This window comes from Actinomadura sp. NAK00032 (genome assembly GCF_013364275.1).
Lineage (GTDB): Bacteria > Actinomycetota > Actinomycetes > Streptosporangiales > Streptosporangiaceae > Spirillospora.
Map to the genome: position 1 here is coordinate 1,839,491 of NZ_CP054932.1, position 25,890 is coordinate 1,865,380.

At 73.2% G+C, this 25,890-nt stretch carries 24 protein-coding genes and 1 tRNA gene; 18 read left to right on the plus strand and 7 right to left on the minus strand.

Annotated elements, in window-relative coordinates; all coding sequences use genetic code 11:
• Window positions 1-12: 12 nt before the first annotated feature.
• On the minus strand, window positions 13-981 hold the full coding sequence (locus tag HUT06_RS44420; RefSeq protein ID WP_254715051.1) for a bifunctional 2-polyprenyl-6-hydroxyphenol methylase/3-demethylubiquinol 3-O-methyltransferase UbiG: 969 nt from the start codon (window positions 979-981) through the stop codon (window positions 13-15).
• Window positions 982-1,140: 159 nt separating this feature from the next.
• On the opposite strand from HUT06_RS44420, the gene HUT06_RS43775 reads away from it, so the two are divergent.
• The 10 genes from HUT06_RS43775 to HUT06_RS08655 all read left to right on the plus strand — a co-directional run bounded on the left by HUT06_RS43775 (window position 1,141) and on the right by HUT06_RS08655 (window position 12,638).
• Entirely contained in the window at window positions 1,141-1,572 is a 432-nt protein-coding gene (locus tag HUT06_RS43775; protein ID WP_217711257.1) for an adenylyltransferase/cytidyltransferase family protein, read from the plus strand.
• Window positions 1,569-2,336 carry a CDP-alcohol phosphatidyltransferase family protein gene (locus HUT06_RS08615; protein ID WP_254715052.1) on the plus strand — a complete coding sequence of 256 codons (768 nt, stop codon included), beginning with the start codon at window positions 1,569-1,571 and terminating at the stop codon, window positions 2,334-2,336. Before HUT06_RS43775 ends, HUT06_RS08615 begins: the two co-directional genes overlap by 4 nt.
• On the plus strand, window positions 2,333-2,761 hold the full coding sequence (locus HUT06_RS08620) for an adenylyltransferase/cytidyltransferase family protein (protein ID WP_254715053.1): 429 nt from the start codon (window positions 2,333-2,335) through the stop codon (window positions 2,759-2,761). Before HUT06_RS08615 ends, HUT06_RS08620 begins: the two co-directional genes overlap by 4 nt.
• Before the next feature lie 131 nt (window positions 2,762-2,892).
• Window positions 2,893-6,471, plus strand: a complete 3,579-nt coding sequence (gene mfd, locus HUT06_RS08625; RefSeq protein ID WP_176195228.1) for a transcription-repair coupling factor — start codon at window positions 2,893-2,895, stop codon at window positions 6,469-6,471.
• A 46-nt stretch (window positions 6,472-6,517) separates the two neighbouring features.
• A complete protein-coding gene (locus HUT06_RS08630) occupies window positions 6,518-7,174 on the plus strand; it encodes a hypothetical protein (RefSeq protein WP_176195229.1) in 657 nt (218 codons plus the stop codon).
• Between the two features lie 5 nt (window positions 7,175-7,179).
• The gene (locus HUT06_RS08635; protein ID WP_176195230.1) at window positions 7,180-8,184 is read left to right on the plus strand and encodes a YabN family protein; all 1,005 of its coding nucleotides are present in this window, start codon (window positions 7,180-7,182) and stop codon (window positions 8,182-8,184) included.
• A 103-nt stretch (window positions 8,185-8,287) separates the two neighbouring features.
• The gene (locus tag HUT06_RS08640; RefSeq protein WP_176195231.1) at window positions 8,288-10,762 is read left to right on the plus strand and encodes a transglycosylase domain-containing protein; all 2,475 of its coding nucleotides are present in this window, start codon (window positions 8,288-8,290) and stop codon (window positions 10,760-10,762) included.
• 124 nt (window positions 10,763-10,886) lie between these two features.
• On the plus strand, window positions 10,887-11,831 hold the full coding sequence (locus HUT06_RS08645) for an NADP-dependent oxidoreductase (RefSeq protein WP_176195232.1): 945 nt from the start codon (window positions 10,887-10,889) through the stop codon (window positions 11,829-11,831).
• Window positions 11,832-11,976: 145 nt separating this feature from the next.
• A complete protein-coding gene (locus HUT06_RS08650; protein WP_176195233.1) occupies window positions 11,977-12,189 on the plus strand; it encodes a hypothetical protein in 213 nt (70 codons plus the stop codon).
• 92 nt (window positions 12,190-12,281) lie between these two features.
• A complete protein-coding gene (locus HUT06_RS08655) occupies window positions 12,282-12,638 on the plus strand; it encodes a M48 family metallopeptidase (RefSeq protein ID WP_176195234.1) in 357 nt (118 codons plus the stop codon).
• A gap of 30 nt (window positions 12,639-12,668) precedes the next feature.
• On the opposite strand, the gene HUT06_RS08660 is transcribed toward HUT06_RS08655, so the two are convergent.
• The 4 genes from HUT06_RS08660 to HUT06_RS08675 form a co-directional block, all read right to left on the minus strand.
• The gene (locus HUT06_RS08660; RefSeq protein WP_254715054.1) at window positions 12,669-13,985 is read right to left on the minus strand and encodes a cell wall metabolism sensor histidine kinase WalK; all 1,317 of its coding nucleotides are present in this window, start codon (window positions 13,983-13,985) and stop codon (window positions 12,669-12,671) included.
• 175 nt (window positions 13,986-14,160) lie between these two features.
• The gene (locus HUT06_RS08665) at window positions 14,161-15,075 is read right to left on the minus strand and encodes an ABC transporter permease (protein ID WP_176195235.1); all 915 of its coding nucleotides are present in this window, start codon (window positions 15,073-15,075) and stop codon (window positions 14,161-14,163) included.
• Window positions 15,065-15,877 carry an ABC transporter ATP-binding protein gene (locus HUT06_RS08670; RefSeq protein WP_176195236.1) on the minus strand — a complete coding sequence of 271 codons (813 nt, stop codon included), beginning with the start codon at window positions 15,875-15,877 and terminating at the stop codon, window positions 15,065-15,067. The genes HUT06_RS08665 and HUT06_RS08670 overlap by 11 nt, the downstream gene beginning before the upstream one ends.
• Complete coding sequence (locus HUT06_RS08675; protein WP_176195237.1) at window positions 15,874-16,926, minus strand: ABC transporter substrate-binding protein; 1,053 nt, start codon at window positions 16,924-16,926, stop codon at window positions 15,874-15,876. The genes HUT06_RS08670 and HUT06_RS08675 overlap by 4 nt, the downstream gene beginning before the upstream one ends.
• Before the next feature lie 200 nt (window positions 16,927-17,126).
• Between HUT06_RS08675 and eno the strand changes: the two genes are divergently transcribed.
• From eno to HUT06_RS08695, 4 genes are all read left to right on the plus strand, one after another.
• Window positions 17,127-18,410 carry a phosphopyruvate hydratase gene (gene eno / locus HUT06_RS08680; protein ID WP_176195238.1) on the plus strand — a complete coding sequence of 428 codons (1,284 nt, stop codon included), beginning with the start codon at window positions 17,127-17,129 and terminating at the stop codon, window positions 18,408-18,410.
• Between the two features lie 75 nt (window positions 18,411-18,485).
• Window positions 18,486-18,962, plus strand: coding sequence for a septum formation initiator family protein (locus tag HUT06_RS08685; protein ID WP_176195239.1), 477 nt, complete (start codon window positions 18,486-18,488; stop codon window positions 18,960-18,962).
• A gap of 18 nt (window positions 18,963-18,980) precedes the next feature.
• Entirely contained in the window at window positions 18,981-19,532 is a 552-nt protein-coding gene (locus HUT06_RS08690; protein ID WP_176195240.1) for a DUF501 domain-containing protein, read from the plus strand.
• Window positions 19,529-20,476 carry a Ppx/GppA phosphatase family protein gene (locus HUT06_RS08695; protein WP_176195241.1) on the plus strand — a complete coding sequence of 316 codons (948 nt, stop codon included), beginning with the start codon at window positions 19,529-19,531 and terminating at the stop codon, window positions 20,474-20,476. Before HUT06_RS08690 ends, HUT06_RS08695 begins: the two co-directional genes overlap by 4 nt.
• Before the next feature lie 21 nt (window positions 20,477-20,497).
• On the opposite strand, the gene HUT06_RS08700 is transcribed toward HUT06_RS08695, so the two are convergent.
• The gene (locus HUT06_RS08700) at window positions 20,498-21,256 is read right to left on the minus strand and encodes a DUF2510 domain-containing protein (RefSeq protein ID WP_176195242.1); all 759 of its coding nucleotides are present in this window, start codon (window positions 21,254-21,256) and stop codon (window positions 20,498-20,500) included.
• Window positions 21,257-21,407: 151 nt separating this feature from the next.
• Here HUT06_RS08700 and HUT06_RS08705 point away from each other — a divergent pair, with 151 nt between their 5' ends.
• The 4 genes from HUT06_RS08705 to HUT06_RS08720 all read left to right on the plus strand — a co-directional run bounded on the left by HUT06_RS08705 (window position 21,408) and on the right by HUT06_RS08720 (window position 25,412).
• Window positions 21,408-22,229, plus strand: coding sequence for a uracil-DNA glycosylase (locus tag HUT06_RS08705; protein WP_176195243.1), 822 nt, complete (start codon window positions 21,408-21,410; stop codon window positions 22,227-22,229).
• Between the two features lie 211 nt (window positions 22,230-22,440).
• Entirely contained in the window at window positions 22,441-23,847 is a 1,407-nt protein-coding gene (locus tag HUT06_RS08710; RefSeq protein ID WP_176195244.1) for an NAD(P)/FAD-dependent oxidoreductase, read from the plus strand.
• 167 nt (window positions 23,848-24,014) lie between these two features.
• A tRNA-Leu gene (locus HUT06_RS08715) sits at window positions 24,015-24,087 on the plus strand.
• A gap of 506 nt (window positions 24,088-24,593) precedes the next feature.
• On the plus strand, window positions 24,594-25,412 hold the full coding sequence (locus HUT06_RS08720; protein WP_176195245.1) for a Bax inhibitor-1/YccA family protein: 819 nt from the start codon (window positions 24,594-24,596) through the stop codon (window positions 25,410-25,412).
• A 140-nt stretch (window positions 25,413-25,552) separates the two neighbouring features.
• Here HUT06_RS08720 and HUT06_RS08725 read toward each other — a convergent pair whose 3' ends face one another.
• Complete coding sequence (locus HUT06_RS08725) at window positions 25,553-25,780, minus strand: DUF4287 domain-containing protein (RefSeq protein WP_176195246.1); 228 nt, start codon at window positions 25,778-25,780, stop codon at window positions 25,553-25,555.
• Window positions 25,781-25,890 lie beyond the last annotated feature (110 nt).

The following is a 25,890-nucleotide window of genomic DNA, read 5'->3' on the forward strand; positions in this document are numbered from 1 at the left end:
CCGGCGGCCCGGTCAGATGACCCGCGCGAACCGGTTCTCGGGCTTGCGGATGACCAGGGTGATCTCGCTGTGGTCGGCGGTGAGGCGGCCCCGGGTGAGCGCCGACACCAGCCGGCACAGCAGATCGGCGACGCCGGTCCCGGCGCCGAGCGCGTCGATGGCCTGCCGGGACGTGTACTCCTCGGAGATCACCAGACCGCGCATCACGCAGTACCAGCGCATCCCCGAGCGGGACGCGACCTTGCCGTACACCGCGGGCGGCGGGCTCGTCCGGACGACCGGGACCGGCCGCGCGGCGGCCCGGCCCTCCGACGCACGGCCCTCCGACGCGCGGGCCTCAGGGGCACGGGCCTCAGGCGCACGGGCCTCCGGCACGCGCGCCTCCCGCGTCGGCGCGGCGGTGCCCGACTCGGGCCCGGCGACCCGCTCATCGCCCGGGCTGGGGACGCGGGCGTGCGCGCCGCGCGGCCCCCGCCCGCCGCGGCCGCCGCCCCGCCCCGCGCGCGGCGCCCGGACCGGACGCGTGCGGCTCCGGCGGCCGGTGCGCAGCCAGCTGGGGAGCGTGCGGTCCAGGAAGGCGAACGCGGTGTTGCGGTCGCGCAGGTGGACCAGCAGCAGCCCGCCGGGCTTCAGCGCGGCGACGAACCGGTCGAGCACCAGCTCGGCGTGCGGCACCCGCTCGATCAGGTACGAGGCGTGCACGATGTCGAAGGCGCGCGGCGGCATCGGCGCGGTGCGCAGGTCGCCGAGGTACCAGGTGTCGAGGTCGGGCCGCTCGCAGGTGTAGGCGCGCAGCTCCGGGGCCTCCATGTCGACGCCCGTGACGTGGTGCTCGTGGTCGCCGAGGTCCAGGCCCGTGCCCCAGCCGCAGCCCGCCTCCAGGACGTGGATCCGCTGCAGGGGCTTCTCTAGGGCGTACTGACGGGCGCGTTCTGAGAAGAGATCGCCGTCGCTGACCGGCGGCGTACGCAGATCGGTCACAATTCCGCAGCGTAACCGCACGACTGCGCTCCGTCCGCTATTTGCGCATTCTTGGCCGATGCCGTGTCGCGGCGACCGCCCCATCTGGGCGTTTGATTGCTGCTAACGTACGCGTGACCCACCCGCATGTCGGTCATCGCGCGCTATCAGGGGGAATTCATGCACCACGTGGTCGGCTTCTCGCCGGGGGTTTTCGACCTCTTCCATGTGGGGCATCTGGACCTGCTGACCCGCGCCGCCGCGCAGTGCGACCGCCTGGTGGTCGGCGTGCTCGCCGACGAGGCGGCCGAGGAGCTGCTCGGCGCCCGGCCGATCGTCCCGGCGATCGAGCGGATGGAGATCGTCTCCAACGTGCGGTACGTGGCCGACGTCGTCCCCCTGGCGGGGGCCGGCCTGCGCGGTGTCCGCGAGGCCGTCGGCTTCCACCGGGTCTTCACCGGCACCCTGGACGCCCCGGCCGCCGCCGACGTCGAGCGCGACCTGGACGGGACGGGCGTCGCCGTGGTGGCGCTCGACGGCCTGGCCGAGACGCGCAGCGCGGTGCTCCGCGGGGCGCTGCCGGGCGCGGGCCCGAGGGCGTCGGTCGCGTGAGCGGGCCCTCCGGTTTCCGGGACGCGCTGTCCCGGCTCGCCATGGCGCAGAAGACCGCCAAGGGCGCCCCGGCGTACTCGCGGTTCGTCAACCGCAAGCTGGGCCGGCTGCTGGCGGCCGCCTCCTACGTGCTCGGCCTGACCCCGAACATGGTGACGGGGATCAGCGCCGCGTTCACCTTCACCGGCATCGCGCTGATCGCGCTGGTGGATCCGGCGCCCTGGCTGGGCGTCGCGGTCTGCCTGGCGCTGATGGTCGGGTACGCCTTCGACGCGGCGGACGGCCAGCTGGCCCGGCTGCGCGGCGGCGGCTCGATGTCCGGCGAGTACCTCGACCACATGGTCGACAGCGCCAAGATCTCCGCGCTGCACCTGGCCGTGCTGATCTCCTGGTACCGGTTCGGCGACCTCGACGAGGCCGCGTACCTGCTGATCCCGGTCGGCTTCACGGTCGTGGCCGCGGTGATGTTCTTCGGCATGATCCTCAAGGACCTGCTGGCCCGCGCGCACCGCGCCCGGACCGGCGCGCAGGTGCCGCCCGCGGCCGCGCCGTCCCTGGTCCGCTCGCTGCTGGTCGTGCCCACCGACTACGGGCTGCTGTGCGTGGCGTTCCTGCTGCTCGGCGCGCCCTCGGTGTTCCGTCCGCTGTACGGGCTGATCTTCCTCGGCAACCTGCTGTTCCTGCTGGCCGCCGCCGTGAAGTGGTTCCGCGAGGTCGGCGCGCTGGACGCGCCGGCCCGTGAGCGCGAGGCGGCGCTGCGGTGAGCGCCGGGGTGAGCGGGGTCGTCGGCTACGTGCCGGGCGCCTACGACATGTTCCACATCGGGCACCTGAACATCCTGCGGCGGGCGCGCGGCGAGTGCGACCGGCTGATCGCGGGCGTCGTCACCGACGAGGTGCTGGAGCGGGTGAAGGGCCGGCCTCCGATCGTCCCGCTGGCCGAGCGCCTGGCGATCGTCGGCAGCATGGAGTGCGTGGACGAGGTCGTCACCGACGTGTCCAGCGACAAGGTCGTCATGTGGCGCGAGCTCGGCTTCGACGTGCTGTTCAAGGGCGACGACTGGAAGGGCACCGAGAAGGGCGACCGGCTGGAGGCCGACCTCGGCGCGGTCGGGGTGCGGGTCGTCTACTTCCCCTACACGGTGCACACCTCCAGCACGGCGCTGCGGCGGATGATCGCGGGCACGTGAGCGCCGCGCCCGGCACGTCACGGGGCGGGCCGGCGGGCGCGTAGTCTGGTAGGCGGTACCGGGGTCCGAGGGGATTTCCGGGTTTTCGGGCTGCCCTGCCTCGGGGTTATTCGGCGAATGTGCGGGCGAAGATGACGCTTTCTGGACTTGTTGACCTTGCGTGTACCGACTCCGGGCTGGAGCAGGCCCTGCGGCGGGCGCGCGCCGACCAGGAGGTCGTGGCGCCGGGCGCGCTCTGGCCGGTCCTCGCCGCCGCGCTGAGCCGCGCCCTGCGCGACCGCGGCGGCGACGGCGGCAACGGTGACGGCGGTGGCGGCGGCACGGTGCTCGCGGTGACCGCGACCGGCCGCGAGGCCGAGGACCTGACCGCCGCGCTGTCGAGCCTGATCGACCCGGCGCGGGTCGCGCACTTCCCGGCGTGGGAGACGCTGCCGCACGAGAAGCTGTCGCCGCGCTCGGACACCGTCGGGCAGCGGCTCGCGGTGCTGCGCCGCCTCGTCCACCCGGGCGCCGGCGGCCCGCCCACCGAGGAGGAGGCGCAGGAGGGGTCGGCGAAGGGCGGCGCGCTGGACGTCGTCGTGACGCCGGTCCGCGCCGTCCTGCAGCCCATCGTGGCGGGCCTCGCCGACCTGGAGCCGGTGCGGCTCGTCTCCGGCGGGGACGCCGACATGGACGAGGCCGTCCGCCGCCTGGTGGAGGCCGGGTACCACCGCGTCGACCTGGTGGAGAAGCGCGGCGAGATCGCGGTGCGCGGCGGGATCCTGGACGTGTTCCCGCCCACCGAGGAGCACCCGCTGCGGGTGGAGTTCTGGGGCGACACCGTCGAGGAGATCCGCTACTTCAAGGCCGCCGACCAGCGGTCGCTGGAGGTCGCGCAGGGCGGGCTGTGGGCGCCGCCGTGCCGCGAGCTGCCGCTGACCGAGCAGGTGCGCGAGCGCGCGAAGCTGCTCGCCGAGGAGCACCCGGCGCTGGAGGAGATCCTCGGCCGGATCGCCGACGGCGACACCGTCGAGGGCATGGAGGCGTTCTCGCCCGTCCTCGCCGAGCGGATGGAGCTGCTCACCGACCTGCTGCCGGACGGGTCGGCGCTGCTGGTGTGCGAGCCGGAGCGGATCCGGACCCGGGCGGTGGAGCTGGTCCGCACGAGCCAGGAGTTCCTGGAGGCGAGCTGGGTCAACGCCGCTGCCGGGGGAGAGGCGCCGATCGACCTCGGCGCCGCCGCGTTCCGCTCGCTGGAGGAGGTCCGCGAGCACAGCACGGAGCTGGGGCTGCCGCGCTGGAGCGTGACGGCGCTCAATCCCGAAGGCGACGCGCTGAGCCTGGGCGCGGTCCCGGCGGAGGCGTACCGGGGCGACACGTCCCGCGTCGTCGGCGACCTGAAGGGCTGGATCGACGGCGGCTGGCGCGTCGTGATGGTCACCGCCGGGCACGGGCCCGCCGAGCGGCTCGTCCAGCTCGTCGGGGAGGAGGGCATCGGAGCGCGGCGCGCCGACCTCGCGGCGCCGCCCGAGCCGTCCGTGGTGACCGTCGCGACGGGGCTGCTGGAGAACGGCTTCGTCTGGGAGTCGGTCAAGCTCGCGGTGCTGACCGAGACCGACCTGTCCGGCCAGAAGTCCTCCACCAAGGACGCGCGGCGCATGCCGTCGCGGCGGCGCGGCGGCATCGACCCGCTGCAGCTCAAGGCGGGCGACTACGTCGTGCACGAGCAGCACGGCGTCGGCCGGTACGTGGAGATGGTCAGCCGGACGGTGCAGGGCGCCACCCGTGAGTACCTGATCCTGGAGTACGCCAAGAGCGACCGGCTGTTCGTCCCGACCGACCAGCTGGAGGAGCTGACCCGCTACGTCGGCGGCGAGGCGCCGAGCCTGCACCGGCTCGGCGGCGCCGACTGGCAGAAGGCCAAGTCCCGCGCCCGCAAGGCGGTCAAGCAGATCGCCGGGGAGCTGATCCGGCTGTACTCGGCGCGGATGGCGAGCCCCGGCCACCCGTTCGCGCCCGACACGCCCTGGCAGCGCGAGCTGGAGGACGCGTTCCCCTACAACGAGACGCCCGACCAGCTGGCCGCCATCGACGAGGTCAAGGGCGACATGGAGAAGCCCACCCCGATGGACCGGCTGATCTGCGGCGACGTCGGCTACGGCAAGACCGAGATCGCGGTGCGGGCGGCGTTCAAGGCGGTGCAGGACGGCCGGCAGGTCGCGGTGCTCGTCCCGACGACGCTGCTGGTGCAGCAGCACATGTCGACGTTCAGCGAGCGGTTCGCGGCGTTCCCCGTCGTGGTGAAGCCGATCAGCCGGTTCCAGACCGACAAGGAGATCGAGGAGACGCTGCGCGGGCTGTCGGACGGCACCGTGGACGTCGTCGTCGGCACGCACCGCATCCTGTCGTCGCAGACCCGGTTCAAGAACCTCGGGCTCGTCATCATCGACGAGGAGCAGCGGTTCGGCGTCGAGCACAAGGAGGAGCTGAAGCGGCTCCGGACGCAGGTGGACGTGCTCGCCATGTCCGCGACGCCGATCCCGCGCACGCTGGAGATGGGGCTGACCGGCATCCGGGAGATGTCGACGATCCTCACCCCGCCGGAGGAGCGGCACCCGGTGCTGACGTTCGTCGGCCCGTACGAGGAGAAGCAGATCGCCGCCGCGATCCGCCGCGAGCTGCTGCGCGAGGGCCAGGTGTTCTTCGTGCACAACCGGGTCCGCTCGATCAACAAGGTCGCGGCGAACCTGGCCCGGCTCGTCCCGGAGGCGCGGGTCGCGGTCGCGCACGGGCAGATGAACGAGAACGAGCTCGAGAAGGTCATGGTCGACTTCTGGGAGAAGAACTACGACGTCCTCGTCGCGACCACGATCGTCGAGTCCGGCCTGGACGTGCCGAACGCCAACACCCTCATCGTCGACCGCGCCGACATGTACGGGCTGTCGCAGCTGCACCAGCTGCGCGGGCGCGTCGGGCGCGGCCGGGAGCGCGCGTACGCCTACTTCCTGTACCAGCCGGAGCAGCCGCTGACCGAGACCGCGCACGAGCGGCTCGCGACGCTGGCGCAGCACACCGAGGTCGGCGCGGGCATGTACGTCGCGATGAAGGACCTGGAGATCCGGGGCGCGGGCAACATCCTCGGCGCGGAGCAGTCCGGGCACGTCGCCGGGGTCGGGTTCGACCTGTACGTCCGGATGGTCGGGGAGGCCGTCCGGGACCTGAAGGAGGGCGGCGCCGGCGCGGCCGAGTCCGTCGAGACGAAGGTCGAGCTGCCCGTCGACGCGCACCTGCCGCACGAGTACGTGCCGGGGGAGCGGCTCCGGCTGGACGCCTACCGCCGCATCGCCGCGATCACCTCCGACGACGAGATCGGCGCCGTGCACGACGAGCTGAAGGACCGCTTCGGCCCGCTGCCCGTCCCGGTGCTGAACCTGCTGGAGGTGGCGCGGTTCCGCGCGAAGGCGCGCCGGGCCGGGCTGAGCGACGTCACCCTGCAGGGCAACTTCGTGAAGTTCACGCCGGTGAACCTGCCCGACTCCAAGCAGGTCAGGCTCCAGCGGCTGTACCCGAAGAGCATCCTGAAGCCCGCGACCGACACCCTGCTGGTGCCGATGCCGAAGACCGCGCCGCTCGGCGGCCGGCCGCTGCGCGACCAGGAGCTGCTGACGTGGGCGACCGGCCTGGTCGAGGCGCTGTTCCTCGAACCGGCGTCCACCGCCGCCAAGCGGTAGCCTGGGCCCGCCCCGACGACGAGATCCATGACGAGACGAGGATTCCGTGCCTGGTAAGTCCGTGAAGGCGGTGGTGGCGGTCGCGCTGGCGGCCGGCGCGCTGGCCGGCTGCGGCGGCTCCCCGAAGGTCGGCACCGCCGCCCTCGTCGGCGACGACCGCATCACCGTCACCGAGCTCAGCCAGACCGTCCGCGACTGGCGCACCCAGTTCCGCGCCGACCCGGCGGCCAACGAGCTGCGCGCCAACCCCGCGAACCCGGCGCCGCAGCTCGCCGGCGAGTCCGAGTCCGACCTGCAGGGCGCGCTGACCCTGCTGATCAACTTCCAGGTCGCCGGCGAGGTCGCCGAGCGGGCCGGGGTGAAGGTCACCGACGGGCAGGTGGACACCGCGGTGCGGGCGCTGGACGGGCGCGGCGGCGCCGGCTCGATCACGCTGGCGAGCGGGCTGCCCCGCGACCACACCCGCGACCTGGCGCGCCTGGTGGCGACGCAGGCGGCGGTCATGCAGCGGTTCGGCGCGGACATGAACAATCGGCTGAGCCCGGCGACGCAGCAGGCCGGCCGGCGCTGGAACGAGCTGTTCCAGCAGACCGCGAACGGCATGCACATCGAGGTCAACCCCCGCTACGGGACCTACGACCCCGGCAAGTTCGAGATCGCTCCGATCACCTACCGGCTGTCCAGCCCCGACTCGGGTATCTGAGGCGCATGGCGCTGACACTGCTGGCGACCACGCACCGGGTCGCGCCGGGGCTGCTGACCTGGCGGGCGTGGGACGCGCTCCGCTCGGCGGGCGCCGTCCGGCTGCGCGACGGCCATCCGCTGCTGCCGTCGCTGCGCGACGCCGGGGTCGCCGCCGAGACCGTCGCCGAGCCCGACGCGGCGCGGCTGGTCGCGGACGCGCGGGCCGCCGACGTCGTGTGGGTCGCCGCCCCCGAGGGCGACGAGGACCTGATGCGCGAGGTCGGGACGCTCGTCGTCAGCGACCCGCTGGACGTCGAGGTGCTGCACGGCTCCTACGACCTGCCCGGCGCGCGGCTGCTCGACCTGGTCTCCGTCATGGACACGCTGCGCCGCGAATGCCCGTGGGACCGCAAGCAGACGCACACCACGCTCGTCCCGTACCTGCTGGAGGAGGCGTACGAGGTCCTCGACACGATCGAGTCGGGCGACTACGGCGCGCTCCGCGAGGAACTCGGCGACGTGCTGATGCAGGTGGCGTTCCACTCGGTGGTGGCCGCCGAGCGCGACGACGAGACCGCGTTCACCATCGACGACGTCGCCGCCGCGATCGTGGAGAAGCTGGTCCGCCGCCATCCGCACGTGTTCGCGGACGTGACCGTCTCCGGCGCCGACGAGGTCAACGCGAACTGGGAGCAGATCAAGGCGGCCGAGCGGGCGGCCAAGAGCGGCGCGGAGGCGTCCGCGCTGGACGGGGTGCCGATGGGGCAGCCCGCGCTGTCGCTGGCGGCGCAGCTCCAGCGCCGCGCGGCGCGGATGGAGGCCCCGGCCGACCTCGCCGCCGGCCTCGCCGGGCCCGGTGAGGCGCCCGGGGACGACGCGGCCGGGGCGAATGATCTGGGTTCGCGGCTTTTCGCCCTCGTCCGCGAGGCGGTGGAGCGGGGAGCCGACCCCGAAGCGGAGTTGCGCGCCGTTTCCCGGGTATTCCGCGAACGTGTCCAAGCGTGGGAACGACGGCGGCAGCGCGCCTGATCCACGGGGGAAGCCCGGGTCGCGGGGACGTGGATCGCCGGGATTAGGGCGGAACATCGGCAATGGGGTGGTCCGTCCGCGAAGGCGCGTTTACTCTAGGCGCGTGCCGACCGGGGCGGATGGTGACCCAGGGAATCGCGACGCGGGAAGCGGTGTCCCGGCTCCGCCGCGCCCTCGGCCGCACCGGATCCTGACCGCGTCCACGACCCGCGCCGAGAAGCTCCGCGCGCTGCGCGGGCTGGGCGCGCTCGGCGGCCTCGCCGGGGTGCTCGTGGCGCTGATGCTGCTGCCCACCGCGTGCACGGCGGGCGTCGGCGCCCGCGACACGGCCCGCTGGTTCGACAGCGACCCGGTGAACCTGACGACGTCCGGCGTCCCGCAGCGGTCCACGATCCTCGCCGCCGACGGCTCGAAGCTCGCGACGTTCTTCTACCAGAACCGGGTGGACGTCCCGCTCAACAAGATCGCGCCGGTCGCGCGCACGGCGGTGCTCGCCATCGAGGACAGCCGCTTCTACGAGCACGGCGCCATCGACCTCCAGGGCACGCTGCGGGCGCTGGCGAGCAACCTCAGCAGCGGGCAGGTCACGCAGGGCGGGTCCGGCATCACCCAGCAGTACGTGAAGAACCTGCTGCTCACCCAGGCCGACAACGACGAGGAGCGGCAGGCCGCCAAGGAGGTCACCACCGCCCGCAAGATCCGCGAGCTGCGCTACGCGGTCGCGGTGGAGGAGAAGTTCAGCAAGGACGAGATCCTGCGCCGCTACCTCAACATCGCCTACTACGGCGACGGCGCGTACGGCATCGAGGCCGCGTCCCGCCACTACTTCTCCAAGCACGCCTCCCAGCTGGACCTCCCCCAGGCGGCGCTGCTCGCCGGGATCATCCGCTACCCCTACGCCTACGACCCGACCCGGCACCCCGGCGAGGCCCGGCAGCGCCGCGACACCGTCCTGGACCGGATGGCCGCGCTCGGCTGGATCGACGCCGCCAAGGCGGCCGAGGCCAAGCGCCGGCCCATCGGGCTGAAGATCGACAACATCCGCAGCGGCTGCGTGTCCAGTAAGGCGCCGTTCTTCTGCGACTACGTGCAGCGCGAGATCCTCACCAACCCGGTGTTCGGCAAGACCGCCAAGGACCGGGAGAAGCTGCTCAAACGCGGCGGCCTCACGATCCGCACCACCATGGACCCGCGGGCGCAGAAGGCGGCGCAGCGCGCGGTGGACCGGCACGTCCCGCCGAAGAACTCCGCGCACAAGGCCGCCGCCGAGGCGATGGTCGAGCCGGGCACGGGCGAGATCAAGGCGATGGTCGTCGACCGCGACCTCGGGCCCGACAAGGAGCGCGGCAAGACCTGGATCAACTTCGCGGCCGACGCCAGCCACGGCTCCAGCATCGGCATGCAGGCCGGGTCGACGTTCAAGGCGTTCACGCTCGCCGCCGCGCTGGACGAGGGCATGCCGTTCGGCACCCGGCTGATGGCGCCGCGCGCCTACACCCCGGTCGGCTTCCGCAACTGCGACGGCGACCGGGTCGGCGACCCGAGCGCGTCGCTGCGCAACGCCGCCGACGGCGAGGGCGGCAGGCAGTTCAGCCTCGTCACCGGCACGCACCACTCGGTCAACACCTTCTTCCTCGCGCTGGAGAAGGAGGTCGGGCTCTGCGACACCGTCCGGATGGCCGAGCGGCTCGGGATGAAGCAGGCGAACGGCAAGCCGCTGGAGCAGTACCCGGCCTTCACGCTCGGCTTCAACCCCGTCTCCCCGCTGCGGCTCGCCGCCGCCTACGCCGCGTTCGGCGCGCGCGGCGAGTACTGCGAGCCGGTCGCCATCAAGTCCGTCAAGGACGCGGCGGGGCACAAGCTGAAGGTGCCGCCGCGCGACTGCGAGCAGGTGCTGGACGAGGGCGTCGCCGACGCCGTCAACTACGTGCTGAAGGGCGTCCTCACCAAGGGCACGGCGCGGGGGATGGGCCTCGGCCGGCCCGCCGCCGGCAAGACCGGAACCGTCGACGACTTCTCCGCCGCCTGGTTCGCCGGGTACACCCCGGACCTCGCGGCGGCCGTCTGGGTCGGCGACCCGCGCGGCGGCTACCGGCACCCGATGGAGAACCTCTGCATGGACGGACGGTGCTACGGCGCCGTGTTCGGCGCGACGATCCCCGCGCCGATCTGGCAGCAGAGCATGACGGGGGCGCTGCGCCACACCGAGCCGTCGTCGTTCCACCGGCCGCCGTCGCTCTACTTCAGCAAGGGGTCCGGCGAGGACCGGGTGAAGGTGCCCGACGTGCGCGGGATGAAGCTGAGGGACGCCGTCGCCAAGCTCCGCGCCGCGGGCTTCACCACCAACGTCGGCGCGCAGGTCGCCTCCGACCGGTACCCGAAGGGGACGGTGGCCGAGATGTCGCCCGCCCCCGGCCCGGCCGAGCCCGGCACGACCATCACGCTGCGCGCCAGCCGGGGCCCGGAGCGGCCCGAGCAGCCCGGGGACCCGGAGGGACCGGACGGCCCGCAGCCGCCGCGCCCGCCGGTGACGATCCCGCCGCTGCCCGGCGACCCGGCCCGGCCGCCGCCGCCGTGACGCCGCGCGGGGGCCGGGATGTGACCCGTCCGACCTGCGGGTCCGTGTGATCGTCGCGATGATCGGGTAGGGCTCGACAGGGGCGTCGGGACCCCCGCGGGATCCGATCGGGGGGACGATCGTCATGCGAGCCATCGCCGTGTCCGAGTACGGTGCCACGCCGGCGCCGATGAACCTGCCGCGCCCCGAGCCGGGGCCCGGCGAGATCCTGGTGAAGCTGATCGCGGCCGGGCTCAACCCGATGGACTGGAAGATCGCCGACGGGTTGCTCAAGGACTCCGTCGACGCGTCGTTCCCGCTGGTCATCGGCCAGGACGGCGCGGGCGTGGTGGACGCGGTCGGCGACGGAGTGACCCGGCTGCGGCACGGCGAGCAGGTCTACGGGGTCTTCGGCGCGCCCGAGCGCGGCCTCGGCAGCTACGCCGAGTACGCGATCGCCCGCGACGACGGGCCGGTCGCGAAGATGCCGGCGGGCATGATCTACACGCAGGCGGCGGCGGTGCCGATCGCGAGCATGAGCGCGCTCGCCATGGTGGACCGGGCGCGCGTCGACGCCGGGCAGACCGTGCTGGTCGTGGGCGCCACCGGCGGCACCGGGCAGAGCGCGGTGCAGCTCGCCGCCCGCGCGGGCGCCAAGGTGATCGCGACCGCCCGCGACGACATGGCGGGCACGATGCGGCGCCTCGGCGCGGACGAGACCGTCGACCACTCCAAGGGCGACCTCAACGGGCAGGTGCTGGCCGTCCACTCCGGCGGGGTCGACGCGATCCTCGACATGGCGAGCGACACGACCGCGGCCGAGCACCTCGCGCAGCTGCTGCGCCCCGGCGGCACCTACCTGAGCACCGTCTGGGCGGTGAACCCGGACGCGATGGCGGCGCGGGAGTTGCGCGGCATCAACTTCGAGGTCGCGCCGTCGGCGGAGCTGCTGGACCGGCTGTCGGACATCATCGACGCGGGGGAACTGCGCGTCCGGGTCGAGTGGGAGGCGCCGTTCGCCGAGGCCGCCGGCGCGCTGGCCGCCAACCGGGCCGGCGGCGCCCGCGGCAAGACCGTGATCCGCATCTGACAGTGATCCGCATCTGACAGTGATCCGGTTCTGACAGTGATCAGCGTCTCAGGGCGGGGCGGCGGCGTGCAGAGCGGCGGGAGGCGGGCATGCAGAGGTGCATGCAGGGGCCGCCCGCGCGGGCGGCCCGAGACGGGAGGACCAGATGAACCAGTCCGAGGGGGAGCTGCGCGAGAGGCTCGGCCAGGTCGAGGACTCCCTCGACCGGCTCCGCGCCGACCTGCCCGACCCGCCCGGTGACGCCGGCGACTTCGTCGACTCCGGGCAGTACCTCGCCCAGCGGGAGGAGCTGGAAGGGCAGATCGAGCTGCTCGAGAACGAGCGCGAGCGCCTCCGCGACGCGCTCGGCCTCGGCTGAACCCGGCCGCGACCCGCCCGGAGCAGGCCGGGAACAAAGGCGGGGCACTCCCGGTTGGCGGGGTTGTACCACGCGACCGAGGGGAGGCCGGGATGACCGTCTACGAGGAGTTCGAGCGCGCCACGCTGTTCTTCGACGCCAAGGACTACGCCGGCGCCGCGCGCCTGCTCGCCCCGATCGTCGAGGGCGACCCCGGCAACCGCGCCGCCGTCGAGCTGCTCGGCCGCGCCTACTTCCACAGCGCGCAGCTCGGCCGCGCCGAGGCGGTCTTCCGCCGCCTCGTGGACCTCGACCCCTGCAACGGCTGGGCCCACGAGGCGCTCGCCCGCACTCTGGAGCGGCGCGGGCGCGCGGCGGAGGCGGGCAGGTTCCGCAAGCTGGCCCGCGCGATGGGCGTCGAGCCCGCGCCCGGCGTCGAGGTCTCCGTCACCGCCGCCGACCTGGCCTGACACCGCGTCGGCACGCCCCCGCCGGGCGGGTCACCGGCGGGGGAGGCGCAGCACGAACCGGGCGCCGGTGCGGCCGTCCAGGCGGTCGGTGAGGATCAGCGACCCCTGGTGCGCCACCGCGATGTCCCGGGAGATCGCGAGGCCGAGGCCGGTGCCGCCCGCGTCGCGGTGCCGGCCCTCGGCCAGCCGGGTGAACCGCTCGAACACCCGCTCGCGGTCCTCCGGCGGGACGCCCGGGCCGTCGTCGATCACCTCGACGACGGCGGTCGCGGGCAGCTCCGCGCGCAGGATCATCGTCACCTCCGACGCCGCGTGCCGGTCGGCGTTGTCCAGCAGGTTCGTCAGCAACCGGGCCAGTTCGCTGCGTCCGCCGTCCACCGTCACCGAGCCCTCCGACAGGACGGTCACCTGGGTGCGCCGGGGACGGCGCAGGACCTCCTCGTCCGCCAGCTCCGTCAGGTCCACCGCCTCGCGCGGGAAGTTGCGGTCGGCCTCCAGCCGCGCCAGCGCCAGCAGGTCGTCCACCACCGCCGACAGCCGCTCGGTGTTCTCCAGGACGGCCCGCAGCGTCTCCGGCACGTCGGCGTCCTCCGGCGCGGTCAGCGCCAGCTCCACCTCCATCCGCAGCGCGGTGAGGGGGCTGCGCAGCTCGTGCGAGACGTCGGAGACGAACCCGCGCTGCCGGGCCACCGCCTGCTCCAGCCGGTCGAGGGTCGCGTTGACGCTCTCGGCGAGCAGCCCCACCTCGTCGCGGCGGGCCGGCACCGGCACCCGGCGCTCCAGGTCGGTGGCGGTGATCTCGTCCAGCTCCCGGCGGATCGCGTCGACGGGCCGCAGCGTCCGGTTGGCCGACAGCCACGTCGCGTAGCCGACGAGCCCGGTGATGAGCGGGACGCTGAGCCCGAGCAGCGCCGCCGGCACCGGCTGCGGCACCAGCCCCGGCTCGGGGGCCAGCGAGTAGACGAGCTTCGCCGACGGCCCGATCCCGACCTGGTACTCGACGATGAGGAAGCAGCGCCCGCCGGGCGCGTCGAGCCCGCACCGGCGGACGTCGCGGCGGTCGTCGTCGGGCGGCAGCGGCGGCAGCCGCACCGGCGCCCGGCCGCGCATCCGCGGCGACGCCGCGAGCACCCGGTCGTGCAGGTCGGTGACCTGGAGCAGCTCTCCGTCGGGCGCCGCGATCGGGCCGTGCAGCGTGCCGGTGTTGAGCGCGGTCGCCACCCGGCGCCCGTCGCGGGCCAGGCCGCGGATCGTGTCCGTGCGCGCCTGCTGCCTGATCAGCGTCAGCAGCACCGTGCACAGCACGCCGGACAGCACCAGCGCGACCAGCGCGGCCGCCAGCGTCACCCGGATCCGGATCTCCGGGCGACGAAGGACGGCCCGCCAGATCCAGTGGCTCAGTCCCGTGGACGGCCGGGGAAGCCGGAAGCGTATGGCGACCTCCCGGGTACGTATCTGCCAGTACCCGGGATTTCTTGCCGGAATGCGGCAAACGCCACCGCGGGGGACGGGTAAAACCCGGTCATGCCGCGTCCACGCCCCAGCGCCGCCTGACGGCGCCGTCCGCGACCCCGAACAGCTGGTCGATCACGATCCCGATGATCAGGATCACCAGCATGTAGGAGATCATGTCGGCGGTGTTGTTCAGCTCCCTGGCCTGCGAGAGCAGCACGCCGAGCGACGTCGTGTCGCCGATGATGACCAGCAGCTCGCCCGCCATCAGGCTGCGCCACGCGAACGCCCAGCCCTGCTTCAGCCCGGCCACGAACGCCGGCAGCGAGGCCGGCATGACCAGGTGCCGGTACAGCAGGACGCCGCGCAGCCCCATCACCCGCCCCGCGCGAAGCAGGATCGGCGGGGTGTAGTCGACGCCCGCGATCAGCCCGTTGGCGATCGACGGCGCCGCGCCCAGGATCACCACGAACAGGATCGCGCTCTCGCTCAGCCGGAACAGCAGGATGGCGAGCGGGAACCACGCGATCGACGGCATCGTCTGCAGGCCCGTGATCAGCGACCCGAACGCGCGCCGCAGCACCCGGAACCGCGCCACCAGCACGCCGGTCAGCACCCCGGCGGCGACGGCGAGGGCGAACCCGACCAGCGCGCGGCGCATGGTCAGCGCGACCGCCTCCCAGAACCGCCCGCTGGTGACCTGGTCCCAGAACACCGGGAGCGTGTCACGGGGGCCGGGCAGCACCCACGGGTCCTTCCAGCCGCTCCACACCACCACCTGCCAGGCGGCGAGCGCGATCAGCACGGCCGCGGCCATCGGCCACGCCGCCGACCAGGCCCGCCGGGCGAGCCGGACCCGCGTCCCGCCGCCGAGCTCCAGGGCGTCGAGCCCGGCCAGCTCCCGGTCGCGGCGCCCGTCCGCGGCGCCGCCGTCCGCGGGCCCGCCGTCCGCCGGGCCGCCCTTCTTCAGCACCTCATGCGCCATGCCGGACGACCTCCTCGCGCAGCCGGTCGGTGATGGCGGCCGCCAGCGCGGCGACCTCCGGCGAGTCGATCCGCCGGGGCCGCCCCATCGGGACGGGGAACTCCTCCACCACCCGGCCGGGACGGCTGCTGAGCAGCACGACCCGGTCGCCGAGCCGCACCGCCTCCCGCACGTTGTGGGTGACGAACAGCACGGTCAGGTTCCGCTCGCGCCAGATCCGCTCGACCTCGTCGTGCAGGAGGTCGCGGGTCATGGCGTCGAGCGCGCCGAACGGCTCGTCCATCAGCAGGACGGTCCGCCGCCCGCCCGCGTCCCCGCCGGCCACGCCTTTGCCGGCCGCGTCGCCGCCCGCCCCCTCGGTGAGCGACAGCGCGCGGGCGAGCGCGACGCGCTGGCGCATGCCGCCGGACAGCTGGTGCGGGCGCTTCTTGGCGAAGTCGCCGAGGTGCACCGAGTCGAGCAGCTCCGCCGCCCGCCCGCGCCGCTCCGCGCGGGGCACGCCGCGCATCTTGAGCGCGAGTTCGAGGTTGCCCGTCACGGTCAGCCACGGGAACAGCGCGGGCTCCTGGAACATCAGCGCGACGCGGGCGCCCGCGGTGTCGATCGTCCCGGCGCTCGGCTCCTCCAGGTCCGCGACGAGGTTCAGCAGCGTGCTCTTGCCGCAGCCGGACGCGCCGAGCAGGCAGGTGAACTCGCCCGGCGCCACGTCCAGGGAGACCCGGTCGAGCGCGAGCAGCGCCGACCGGCCGCCGCCGAACGCCTTGGAGACGCCGTCGAGGCGGACCGCCGCCGTCCCGCTCATCGGTCGCCCACCTGCGGCTTCCCGCCCGCCTTGAGCACCGCGTTGAGCGGCGCGAGGTCGTAGATCCCGGCGAGGTCGGTCTTGTCGAGCAGGCCGATCTCCTCGGCGTGCCGCGCGCCGGCGGTGAGCGAGGACGCGACCGGGTCGACGGTGAAGTCGATCTCCTTGAACGCCGAGGCCAGCACGTCCTGCTTGAGCGGCTTGCCGCTCAGCTTCGTGAGCGCGTCGTTGGTCACCTTCTCCGCGTCCGCCCGGTTCTGGTTGATGTAGTCGGTCGCTTCGACGACGCCTTGGAGGAGCTTCTTCACCTGCTCGGGGTTCTTCTTCGCGTACTCCTGGCTGACGAGGAGGTTGGTGATGACGAACTTGCCGCCCGGCCACAGCGACTTCTCGTCCAGCAGCCGCTTGCCCTTGCTCTCCAGGAGCAGCCGGGACGCGTAGGGCTCGGGCACCCAGGCGCCGTCGATGTCGCCCTGCGCGAACGTCTGGAGCGTCTGCGCGTTCTCCTGCGGGACGACCTTCACGTCGCCGCTGCCGTCCTTGTTGGCGGTGAGGCCGTTCTGCTTGAGCCAGTGGCGGAGCGCGACGTCCTGGGTGTTGCCGAGCTGCGGGGTCGCGATGCGCTTGCCGCGCAGGTCCTGGACGCCCTTGATGCCGGGCTTGACCACGAGGGAGACGCCGCCCGACGCCGCTCCGGAGATGATGTGGACGGCCTTGCCGTGCGACTTCGACCACGCGTTGATGGACGGGTTGGGCCCCACGAACGTCGCGTCGATCGCGCCGGAGAACAGCGCCTCGACGGCGGCGGGGCCGGCGTTGAACGTCGCCGTCTTCGGCGCGGCGCCGAGGTGCTTGGCGAAGATGCCCTTCTCGACGCCGACGAGGGCGGTGGCGTGCGTGATGTTGGGGAAGTACCCGAGCCTAAGCGGCCCCCCGGACCCGCCACCGTCGCCGGTTCCCCCGCCGTCGCCGCAGGCGCCGAGCGCGCCCGCCGTGACCAGGGCGGCCAGTGCCGCCGCGGTGATGCGCCCGGTGAGTCCTCGAAGCATTGCCCTGTTTTCCTATCAATCAAGTCGGATAGACCTGAATAGTAGATATGGCTGGCAAGCCCTGCGTCAAGTCCCCGTTCCGGAACGGTTTCGTCATGGCTGTCCTCTATGCGAACGGCGAGCCCGTTGGTCGGCGCGGGGGCGGCGCGGATAGGCTCGGTGACCGCACCGACCATCCGCTTTTCCTCAGGGGGTTCCCCGTGTCGTCGATCGAGGCCGTACTCGCCCGGGAGATCCTCGACTCCCGCGGCAATCCGACCGTCGAGGTCGAGGTCCTGCTCGCCGATGGGACCGAGGCGCACGCCGCCGTGCCGAGCGGCGCGTCCACCGGCCAGTTCGAGGCCGTGGAGCTGCGCGACGGCGGTGAGCGCTACGGCGGCAAGGGCGTCCGCAACGCGGTCAAGGCCGTCAACGAGACCATCGACGAGAAGCTCGTCGGCTACCCGGCGTCCGACCAGCGGCTGATCGACCAGCTCCTGGTCGACCTGGACGGCACGCCCGCCAAGTCCGCGCTCGGCGCCAACGCGATCCTCGGCGTCAGCCTCGCGGTCGCCAAGGCCGCCGCCGACTCGGCCGGCCTGCCGCTGTTCCGCTACGTGGGCGGCCCGAACGCGCACCTGCTGCCCGTCCCGATGATGAACATCCTGAACGGCGGCGCGCACGCCGACACCAACGTCGACGTCCAGGAGTTCATGATCGCGCCGATCGGCGCGGCCACCTTCGCCGAGGCGCTGCGCTGGGGCGCCGAGACCTACCACGCGCTGAAGTCGGTGCTGAAGTCCAAGGGCCTGAACACCGGCCTCGGCGACGAGGGCGGCTTCGCCCCCGACCTGCCGAGCAACCGGGACGCGCTCGACCTCATCCTGGAGGCGATCCGCAAGGCCGGCTTCACCCCCGGCCGCGACATCGCGCTCGCGATGGACGTCGCCGCCAGCGAGTTCCACGCCGACGGCCAGTACGCGTTCGAGGGCACCAAGCGGTCCGCCGACGACATGGCCGCCTACTACGGCGAGCTGCTGAGCGGCTACCCGCTGGTCTCCATCGAGGACCCGCTCGACGAGGAGGACTGGGCCGGCTGGGAGGGCCTGACCGCCGCCGTCGGCGACCGCGTCCAGCTCGTCGGCGACGACCTGTTCGTCACCAACCCCGAGCGGCTCGGCCGCGGCATCAAGTCCGGCGCCGCCAACGCCCTGCTGGTCAAGGTCAACCAGATCGGCACGCTCAGCGAGACCCTCGACGCCGTCTCGCTCGCGCAGACCAGCGGCTTCAAGTGCATGATGAGCCACCGGTCCGGCGAGACCGAGGACACCACGATCGCCGACCTGGCCGTCGCGACCAACTGCGGCCAGATCAAGACCGGCGCCCCGGCCCGCAGCGACCGCGTCGCCAAGTACAACCAGCTGCTGCGCATCGAGGAACTGCTGGACGACGCGGCGCGCTACGCCGGCGCCGCCGCGTTCCCGCGCTTCGACGCGCGGGGTTGAGCCGAGGCCCGGGCCCGGCGGGGGCGACCGCGTCCCGCCGGGCCCCGGGCGGCCGAGCCGGAGGCAGGGGAGACGATGGCCGACGATGACGACCGCACCGGCCGCAAGGGCGGGCGGGACGGCGACCGCGCGGCCGGGGACGGCGCCGCGGACGAGCACGGCACCGGGGGGCGCCGCGGCAACCCGGCGCTGACCAGCCGCGCCGCCATCCTCGCGGTCGTGGTGTGCGCGATCGCGCTGAGCCTCGCCTACCCCGTCCGGGAGTACATCGCCCAGCGCAAGGAGATCGCCGACCTGCGGCACCAGGAGGCGGTGGCGCGCCGGCAGGTCGAGCAGCTCGCCCTGCGCAAGCAACAATTGGGTGATAAGTCGTACATTGAGCGTGAGGCCACGCGAAGGCTCCATTACTGCCGTCCTGACGTAAAGTGCTACATCGTGCTGGACGGCAGCGGTGCGGAGGGCCGGCAGGCGCGGCAGGACGGGCCGGCGCGCAAGCCGCCCTGGTACGAGACGCTGTGGCGATCGGTGGAGGCCGCCGACCGGCCGCGCTGAACTCGCGGGTGGGGACAGATGATCGAAGCAGGTGACACGGCCGCCGTCGCGGCCCAGCTCGGGCGCGAGCCGCGCGGCGTGCGCGCGGTGGCGGCCCGCTGCCCGTGCGGGCGCCCCGCGGTGATCGAGACCGCGCCCCGGCTGCCCGACGGGACGCCCTTTCCCACGCTGTTCTACCTGACCTGCCCGAAGGCCGCCTCGGCCATCGGCACCCTGGAGGGCAGCGGCATCATGCGGGACATGCAGGCCAGGCTCGCCGACGACCCGTCCCTCAAGGACGCCTACGCCGCCGCCCACGAGGACTACCTGCGCCGCAGGGACGCGGCCACCCGCGAGGAGGGCGTCGAGCCGCTGCCCGCCGGCATGCAGAGCGCGGGCGGCATGCCCGACCGCGTCAAGTGCCTGCACGCCCTGGTCGCGCACGAGCTGGCGGTGCCCGGGGCGAACCCGTTCGGCCGGGAGGCCCTCGACGCGCTGCCCGACTGGTGGCGGTCCGGGCCCTGTGTCGAGCCGGGGGCCGAGCCGGGTGCCGAGCCGGGTGCGCAGACCGAACCGGGGGAGGACGCGTGACGCGGGTCGCGGCCATCGACTGCGGGACGAACTCCGTCCGGCTGCTCATCGCCGACATCGTGCCGGGCGAGGGCGGCGGGCGGCTGACCGACGTCGAGCGCCGGATGGAGATCGTCCGGCTCGGCGAGGGCGTCGACGAGACCGGCCGGCTCTCGCCCGCCGCGCTGGAGCGGACGTTCACCGCGATGCGCGGCTACGCCGCGCTGATCGAGCGGCACGGCAGCCGCGCCGGGCACGGCCCGATCAAGACCCGGGTGGTGGCGACCAGCGCCACCCGCGACGCGGCCAACCGCGCCGACTTCGTCAGCGGCGTCGTCGACATCTTCGGCGTCGTCCCCGAGGTGATCAGCGGGGACGAGGAGGCCGAGCTGTCCTTCCTCGGCGCCACCCGCGAGCTCGCCGAGCTGCGTCCCGCCCGGCCCTACCTGGTCGTCGACATCGGCGGCGGGTCCACCGAGTTCGTGCTCGGCAGCTCCTCGGCCGACGCGTCCCGCTCGATCGACATCGGCTGCGTGCGGATGACCGAGCGGCACCTGCGGGACGACCCGCCCTCGCCCGAGCAGATCTCCAACGCCGCCGCCGACATCGACGCCGCGCTCGCCGTCGTCCGGGAGCGGGTCCCGGTGGACGAGGCGCGCACGCTCGTCGGCCTCGCCGGGTCCGTCACCACCGTCGCCGGGATCGCGCTCGACCTGCCGGAGTACGACGCGTCCCGGATCCACCTGTCGCGCATCACCGCCACCCAGGTGCACGAGGTGACGCGCGGCCTGCTGCACGCCACCCGGGCCGAGCGCGCCGAGTTCGGCGTCATGCACCCGGGTCGCGTCGACGTGATCGGCGCGGGCGCGCTGATCCTCGACCGGATCATGCGGGAGTACGGGTTCGGCGCCGTCGTCGTCAGCGAGCACGACATCCTGGACGGCATCGCCTGGTCCCTGCTGTGAGCCGGTGGGCCGGCCGGGCCGCTACTGCCGCTTGAGCCGCGCCAGCAGCGCGGGGATCAGCACCGCGTTCGGGTTCTGCTGCGGGACGTAGAGGATCGGGGAGCCGCCGGCGGCCTGCTGGATCCAGACCCGGCCCCGGTCGACGACCGCGCCGGAGATCGACGACCAGCTCAGCGACACCCGGTTGCCGCGCACCCCGCCCGGGTGGACGGTCAGGCCCTGCGCCACGTCGACCGACTCGCCCGCCCGGACCCGCCCGGCCAGCTCGGTGACCAGCCGCCGCTCGCAGTGCTCCTGGCACAGCTGGATCAGCCGGCCCCAGACCTGCTCGGGCTCGCCGCCGCGGCCCGGCAGCCCGTCCGGCTCGATCACCACCTCGACGCGCGGGCCGCCGTGGAACGGGAACCGGCCCGCCTGGAAGATCCACTGCGTGCAGGCCCGGTGGCCGGAACCGGCCGGGCGCTCGGCCGCCCAGTACGCCACCCACTCCACCCGCGGCCACGGGAACGACGCGTTCCCGTACGCGACGGCCTGCTCGTCGGCGCGCAGCTGCAGGCCGCGCACGGAGGTGTCCAGCGCCTGGTCGGACGGGGCCTGCTCCCAGCTCGGTCGCTGGACGTGCGGGGCGGCGTGGGGCTCGGCGGCCTCGGCGCGGGCGGGCGGGCGCAGCCGGGGCGGGCGGTCCGGCTCGGGGTTGAGGCGCTCGGTCCAGGTCGCGCCGTCCCACCAGCGCAGGCTCCCGGTGCCGTAGGGATCGGGGTACCAGCCCGGTTTCGACACTCCCGCCTCCCGCTTTCGCCCAATGGCAGCGCCGGACACCCGCCTCCCCGACCGGCGAACGCATCGTACCGACCGGGCCCGCTCCGCACCCGCCACCGGCGGAACCCGGCCACCGCCCGGCGACCGGCCACGGCGTGGGACGATCGGTGGTATGCCGACCGCCAACGCCCCCTTCGTGCCGCCCGGATCCGGGTGGCCGGAGGACCCCGCCGCCCCGGACACCCCCGTCGCGCACGGCACCGGCGAGGTCGTCGAGCTGGCCGCGCAGGCGCCCGGCCTGGCCGAGCTGTGCGCCCGCCAGTCGGTGTGCCGGGCCTGCGACCGCCTGGTGGCGTGGCGGGAGAAGGTCGCCGTCCAGCGGCGCCGCGCGTTCGCCGGCGAGGAGTACTGGGGGCGGCCCATCGCCGGCTGGGGCGACCCGGAGCCGCGCGTCCTCATCGTCGGGCTGGCCCCGGCGGCGCACGGCGGCAACCGCACCGGGCGCATCTTCACCGGCGACCGGTCGGGCGACTGGCTGTTCGCGTCCCTGTACCGGGTGGGGCTCGCCTCACAGCCGACCAGCGTCCACGCGGGCGACGGGCAGCGGCTCATCGGCGCGCGGATGGCGGCGACCGTCCGCTGCGCGCCGCCCGACAACAAGCCGACGCCGCTGGAGCGCACCACCTGCCTGCCGTGGCTGGCCCGCGAGGTCGAGATGGTCGCGCCGAGCGTCCGCTGCATCGTGTGCCTCGGCGGGTTCGCCTGGCAGGGCGTGTGGCCGGCGCTCAAGCAGGCGGGCTACGAGGTGCCGCGGCCCCGGCCGAAGTTCGGCCACGGCGCGGAGGCCGAGCTGGCGCCGCCGCCCGCGGTGACGCGCCGCGACCCGGTCCTGCTGCTGGGCTGCTACCACCCGAGCCAGCAGAACACCTTCACCGGCCGCGTCACCGAGGACATGCTGGACGCGGTCCTCACCCGCGCCCGCGACTACCGCTAGCCCGGTTCCGGGCCGTGCCCGCCGCGACGGCGGGGCAGGGCCTTGGCCAAGCGATCCGGAAGCGGTGACCGGCCCCTGTCCCGGTCACCGCCCGCGGCCGCTTGGCGCCCCCGTCCGGCCCTGGCCCGCCGCCTTTCCGGCGGTACATCGGGTGAGATGCCGGACGTGGCCGTGAAGTTCGCCGGACGGGCAGGCGGGTATCGCTCCCGACATGCCTTCAACAACAGTTCGGCCGAGCGGTCCGGCGGGGACCGCGGCACGCGACGGGGGGTCCACGACGCGGATCCTGATCGTCGGCGGCGGGTACGTCGGCATGTACACGGCGCTGCGCCTGCAGCGCAAGCTCCGCAAGGAGCTGCGCCGGGGCGAGGTCGCCGTCACCGTCATCGACCCCCAGTCCTACATGACCTACCAGCCGTTCCTCCCCGAGGCCGCCGCCGGGAACCTGGAGCCCCGGCACGTGGTCGCGTCGCTGCGCAAGGTCCTGAACCGCTGCCGGATCGTGAACGGCTTCGTGACGCGGATCGACCACGCGGCCAAACGGGTCACCATCTGCCCGGCCGGGACGCGGACCGACGGCGTCGCCGAACGCGACATCCCCTACGACATGCTCGTCATCGCGCTCGGCTCGATCTCGCGCACCCTGCCCATCCCGGGGCTCGCCGAATGCGGGATCGGCTTCAAGACCGTCGAAGAGGCGATCTTCATGCGCAACCACGTCCTGCACCAGCTCGACATCGCCGCCGCCAACCCCGACGACGAGCAGGTCAGGAAGCGGGCGCTGACCTTCGTGTTCGTCGGCGCCGGTTTCGCGGGCGTGGAGGCCATGGCCGAATTGGAGGACATGGCGCGCGACGCGTGCCGGTGGTACCCCACCATCGACCCCCGCGAGATGCGCTGGGTGATGGTCGAGGCCACCGACCGGATCCTGCCCGAGGTGGGCCCGGAGATGGGCCGCTGGACGGCCGAGGCGCTGCGGGCCCGCGGCATCGAGGTCAAAATGAAGACGCTGCTGAAATCCGCGGTGAAACGGCGCATCGTGCTGAGCGACGGCGAGGACTTCGAGGCCGGCACGCTCGTCTGGACGGCCGGCGTCAAACCGCACCCCCTGCTCAAGGAGACCGACCTCCCGGTGGACGACAAGGGGCGTCTCAAGGCCACCGCCGAACTGACCGTCGAGGGCTTGGAGCACGTGTACACGGCCGGTGACAACGCCGCCGTCCCCGACCTCAGCGGCAAGGGCGAATTCACCGCCCCCAACGCCCAGCACGCCGTCCGCCAGGCCAAGCGGCTCGGCGACAACGTCGCGGCGGACGTGCGCGGCAGGCAGCGCAAGCCGTACAAGCACGCCTACGTCGGCTCGGTGGCGAGCCTCGGCCTGCACAAGGGCGTCGCGAACGTCTACGGACTGCAAGTGCGCGGCTTCCCCGCGTGGTTCATGCACCGCACCTACCACCTGTCGCGGATGCCGACCGTCAACCGCAAGTTCCGCATCACCATGGACTGGACGCTCGCCTTCTTCTTCCGCCGTGAAATCGTCTCGCTCGCCGAGCTGGAACGGCCGCGTCAGGAATTCGAACTCGCCGCGGGCAAGACACAGGAGAACGCGGCGGTCTGATCGCCGTCCGCCGAGGTGAAACGGGGTAACGCCGCCCGGCCGCCGTCGCCCCGCCGTCTGCACGTCCTTCTTGACTGGCGCTGTGGAACTGGCCGGACCCGGCCGTCGGCCGCAAACCCCGTGAAAGGACCCGCCGCTGGCGGCCCCTGACTCGATATGATGACGCCGCCCCTGTAGCCCAATGGCAGAGGCAGGCTCCCTAAAAGAGCCATTGTGTCGGTTCGAGTCCGACCAGGGGCACTGTTTATCCCAGGGGGGCGACCCCCTGGAACCCCCGACGGTCGGCGGGCTGTTTCCCCGATCCGCTGGCGCGTCTCGGTGAAACAGCCCGCCGACCGTCGGGGCGTGCGGCCTCCGGGCGCTGGGCGCCCTCCGGCCGCCCGACCCGTGTTCTTGTGGCTGAGGTTCAAGCCTGGGAACTGTCGCCGATTGGGTGTATCGGCTTTGTGTGTGTCTTTTGTGGTTTGTCCGTGTGGGTGCGGGTGCCGGGGGGGTCGGGTCGGGCGGCCGTAGGGCGCCCAGCGCCCGTAGGTCGGCCGGCCCGCCGGTCGAGAGGCCGTTTCGCCGAGACGCGCCAGCGGATCGGGGAAACGGCCTCTCGACCGTGACGGGGGTTCCAGGGGGTCGCCCCCCTGGGAAAACACAGGGGTTCCAGGGGGTCGCCCCCCTGGGTGAACACAGGGGTTCCAGGGGGTCGCCCCCCTGGGTAAATTAGAAGGTCATCTCTGCCGAAAGTGGTGACTCTGATGGAGAGTAGGAACCCCGCGTTTCGGGGGAACGCCTTCGATCAGCGGGGGGCGGCGTACGGTGCCGCCGGATATGGGGCGCCCGCGTATGGCGGCCAGTACGGGGCGCCTGGTTATCAGGCTCCCGGGTACGCGCCGCCGGTCTCGCGGGCCATGACCTTGGACGATGTTGTCGTTCGGGGGTTTCTTAGCCTGGCCGTGCTGGTGGTTGCTGCGGCTGTTGCCTGGGTCGCGGTTCCCACCTCGGTGGCGGTGCCGGTGCTGGTGGTCGCGCTCATCGCCGAGATCGGGATCTGGGCGTTCATCACGTTCGGGCGCAAGGCCAACGCGCCTCTGGTGCTGGCGTTCGCCGCGGTGTACGGGGTCGTGGTCGGCATCGTCAGCCACTCCTACAACGACGTCTACCACGGTGTGGTCTTCCAGGCCGTGATCGGCACGGCGCTGGCGTTCGGCGCGACGCTCGCCGTCTACGCGCTGCGCATCGTCCGGGTCACGCCGAAGTTCGCCAAGTTCGTCATCGCCGCGGGCGCCGCGCTCATCGGGCTGATGATCATCAACCTGCTCGTGCACCTGTTCGGCGGCGACCAGGGCATCGGCATCCGCGACCCGGGCAGCCCGCTCGCCTACGTCTTCAGCGTCGTCGCGATCCTCGTCGGCTGCTTCTTCCTGCTGCTGGACTTCGACGCCGTCGAGCAGGGCGTCCGCCAGGGGGCGCCGGAGAAGTTCGCGTGGTACTGCGCGTTCGGGCTGGTGCTCAGCCTGGTGTGGATCTACCTGGAGATCCTGCGGCTGGTCAGCTACTTCAGCGGGCGCGACTAGCCCGCGCAATGATCAGCCCCGCGCCGGACGGTGCGGGGCTGATCCGTGCGGGATCTCTGCGCCGAGGTCGTGCCGGCGTCGCGGCACGACTGCGGGGGCAGCCGCCGGCGGGATCCCACCGGGTCCGTGGTCGTGCTTCGTCAGTAGTGGCGCTCGCGCCGGGTGCGCTCGTGCTCGCGCACCAGGGCCGCGGCGTAGCCGTGCGAGAGGTTGTGCTCCTCGGCCAGCCAGGTGCTGCGCTCCTCGCAGCGGGTGAACGAGGGGCCGTTCTCGATGGCGGTGAACCACTCGGGGATGTCACGTCCTGTGACTTGCGGAATCCGGGCGATCAGCTTGCTGTGCGTCTCCGGCGAGTGGTTCAGTGACAATTGGCACCTCCAGGTCGCGGGGCTCTTCCTGCTGACTCTGCAACACCTCTCCGCATGTGACAAGACCCTAACGGGGACCTATCTTTTGCGTTACGTAGATCATTTGTAAC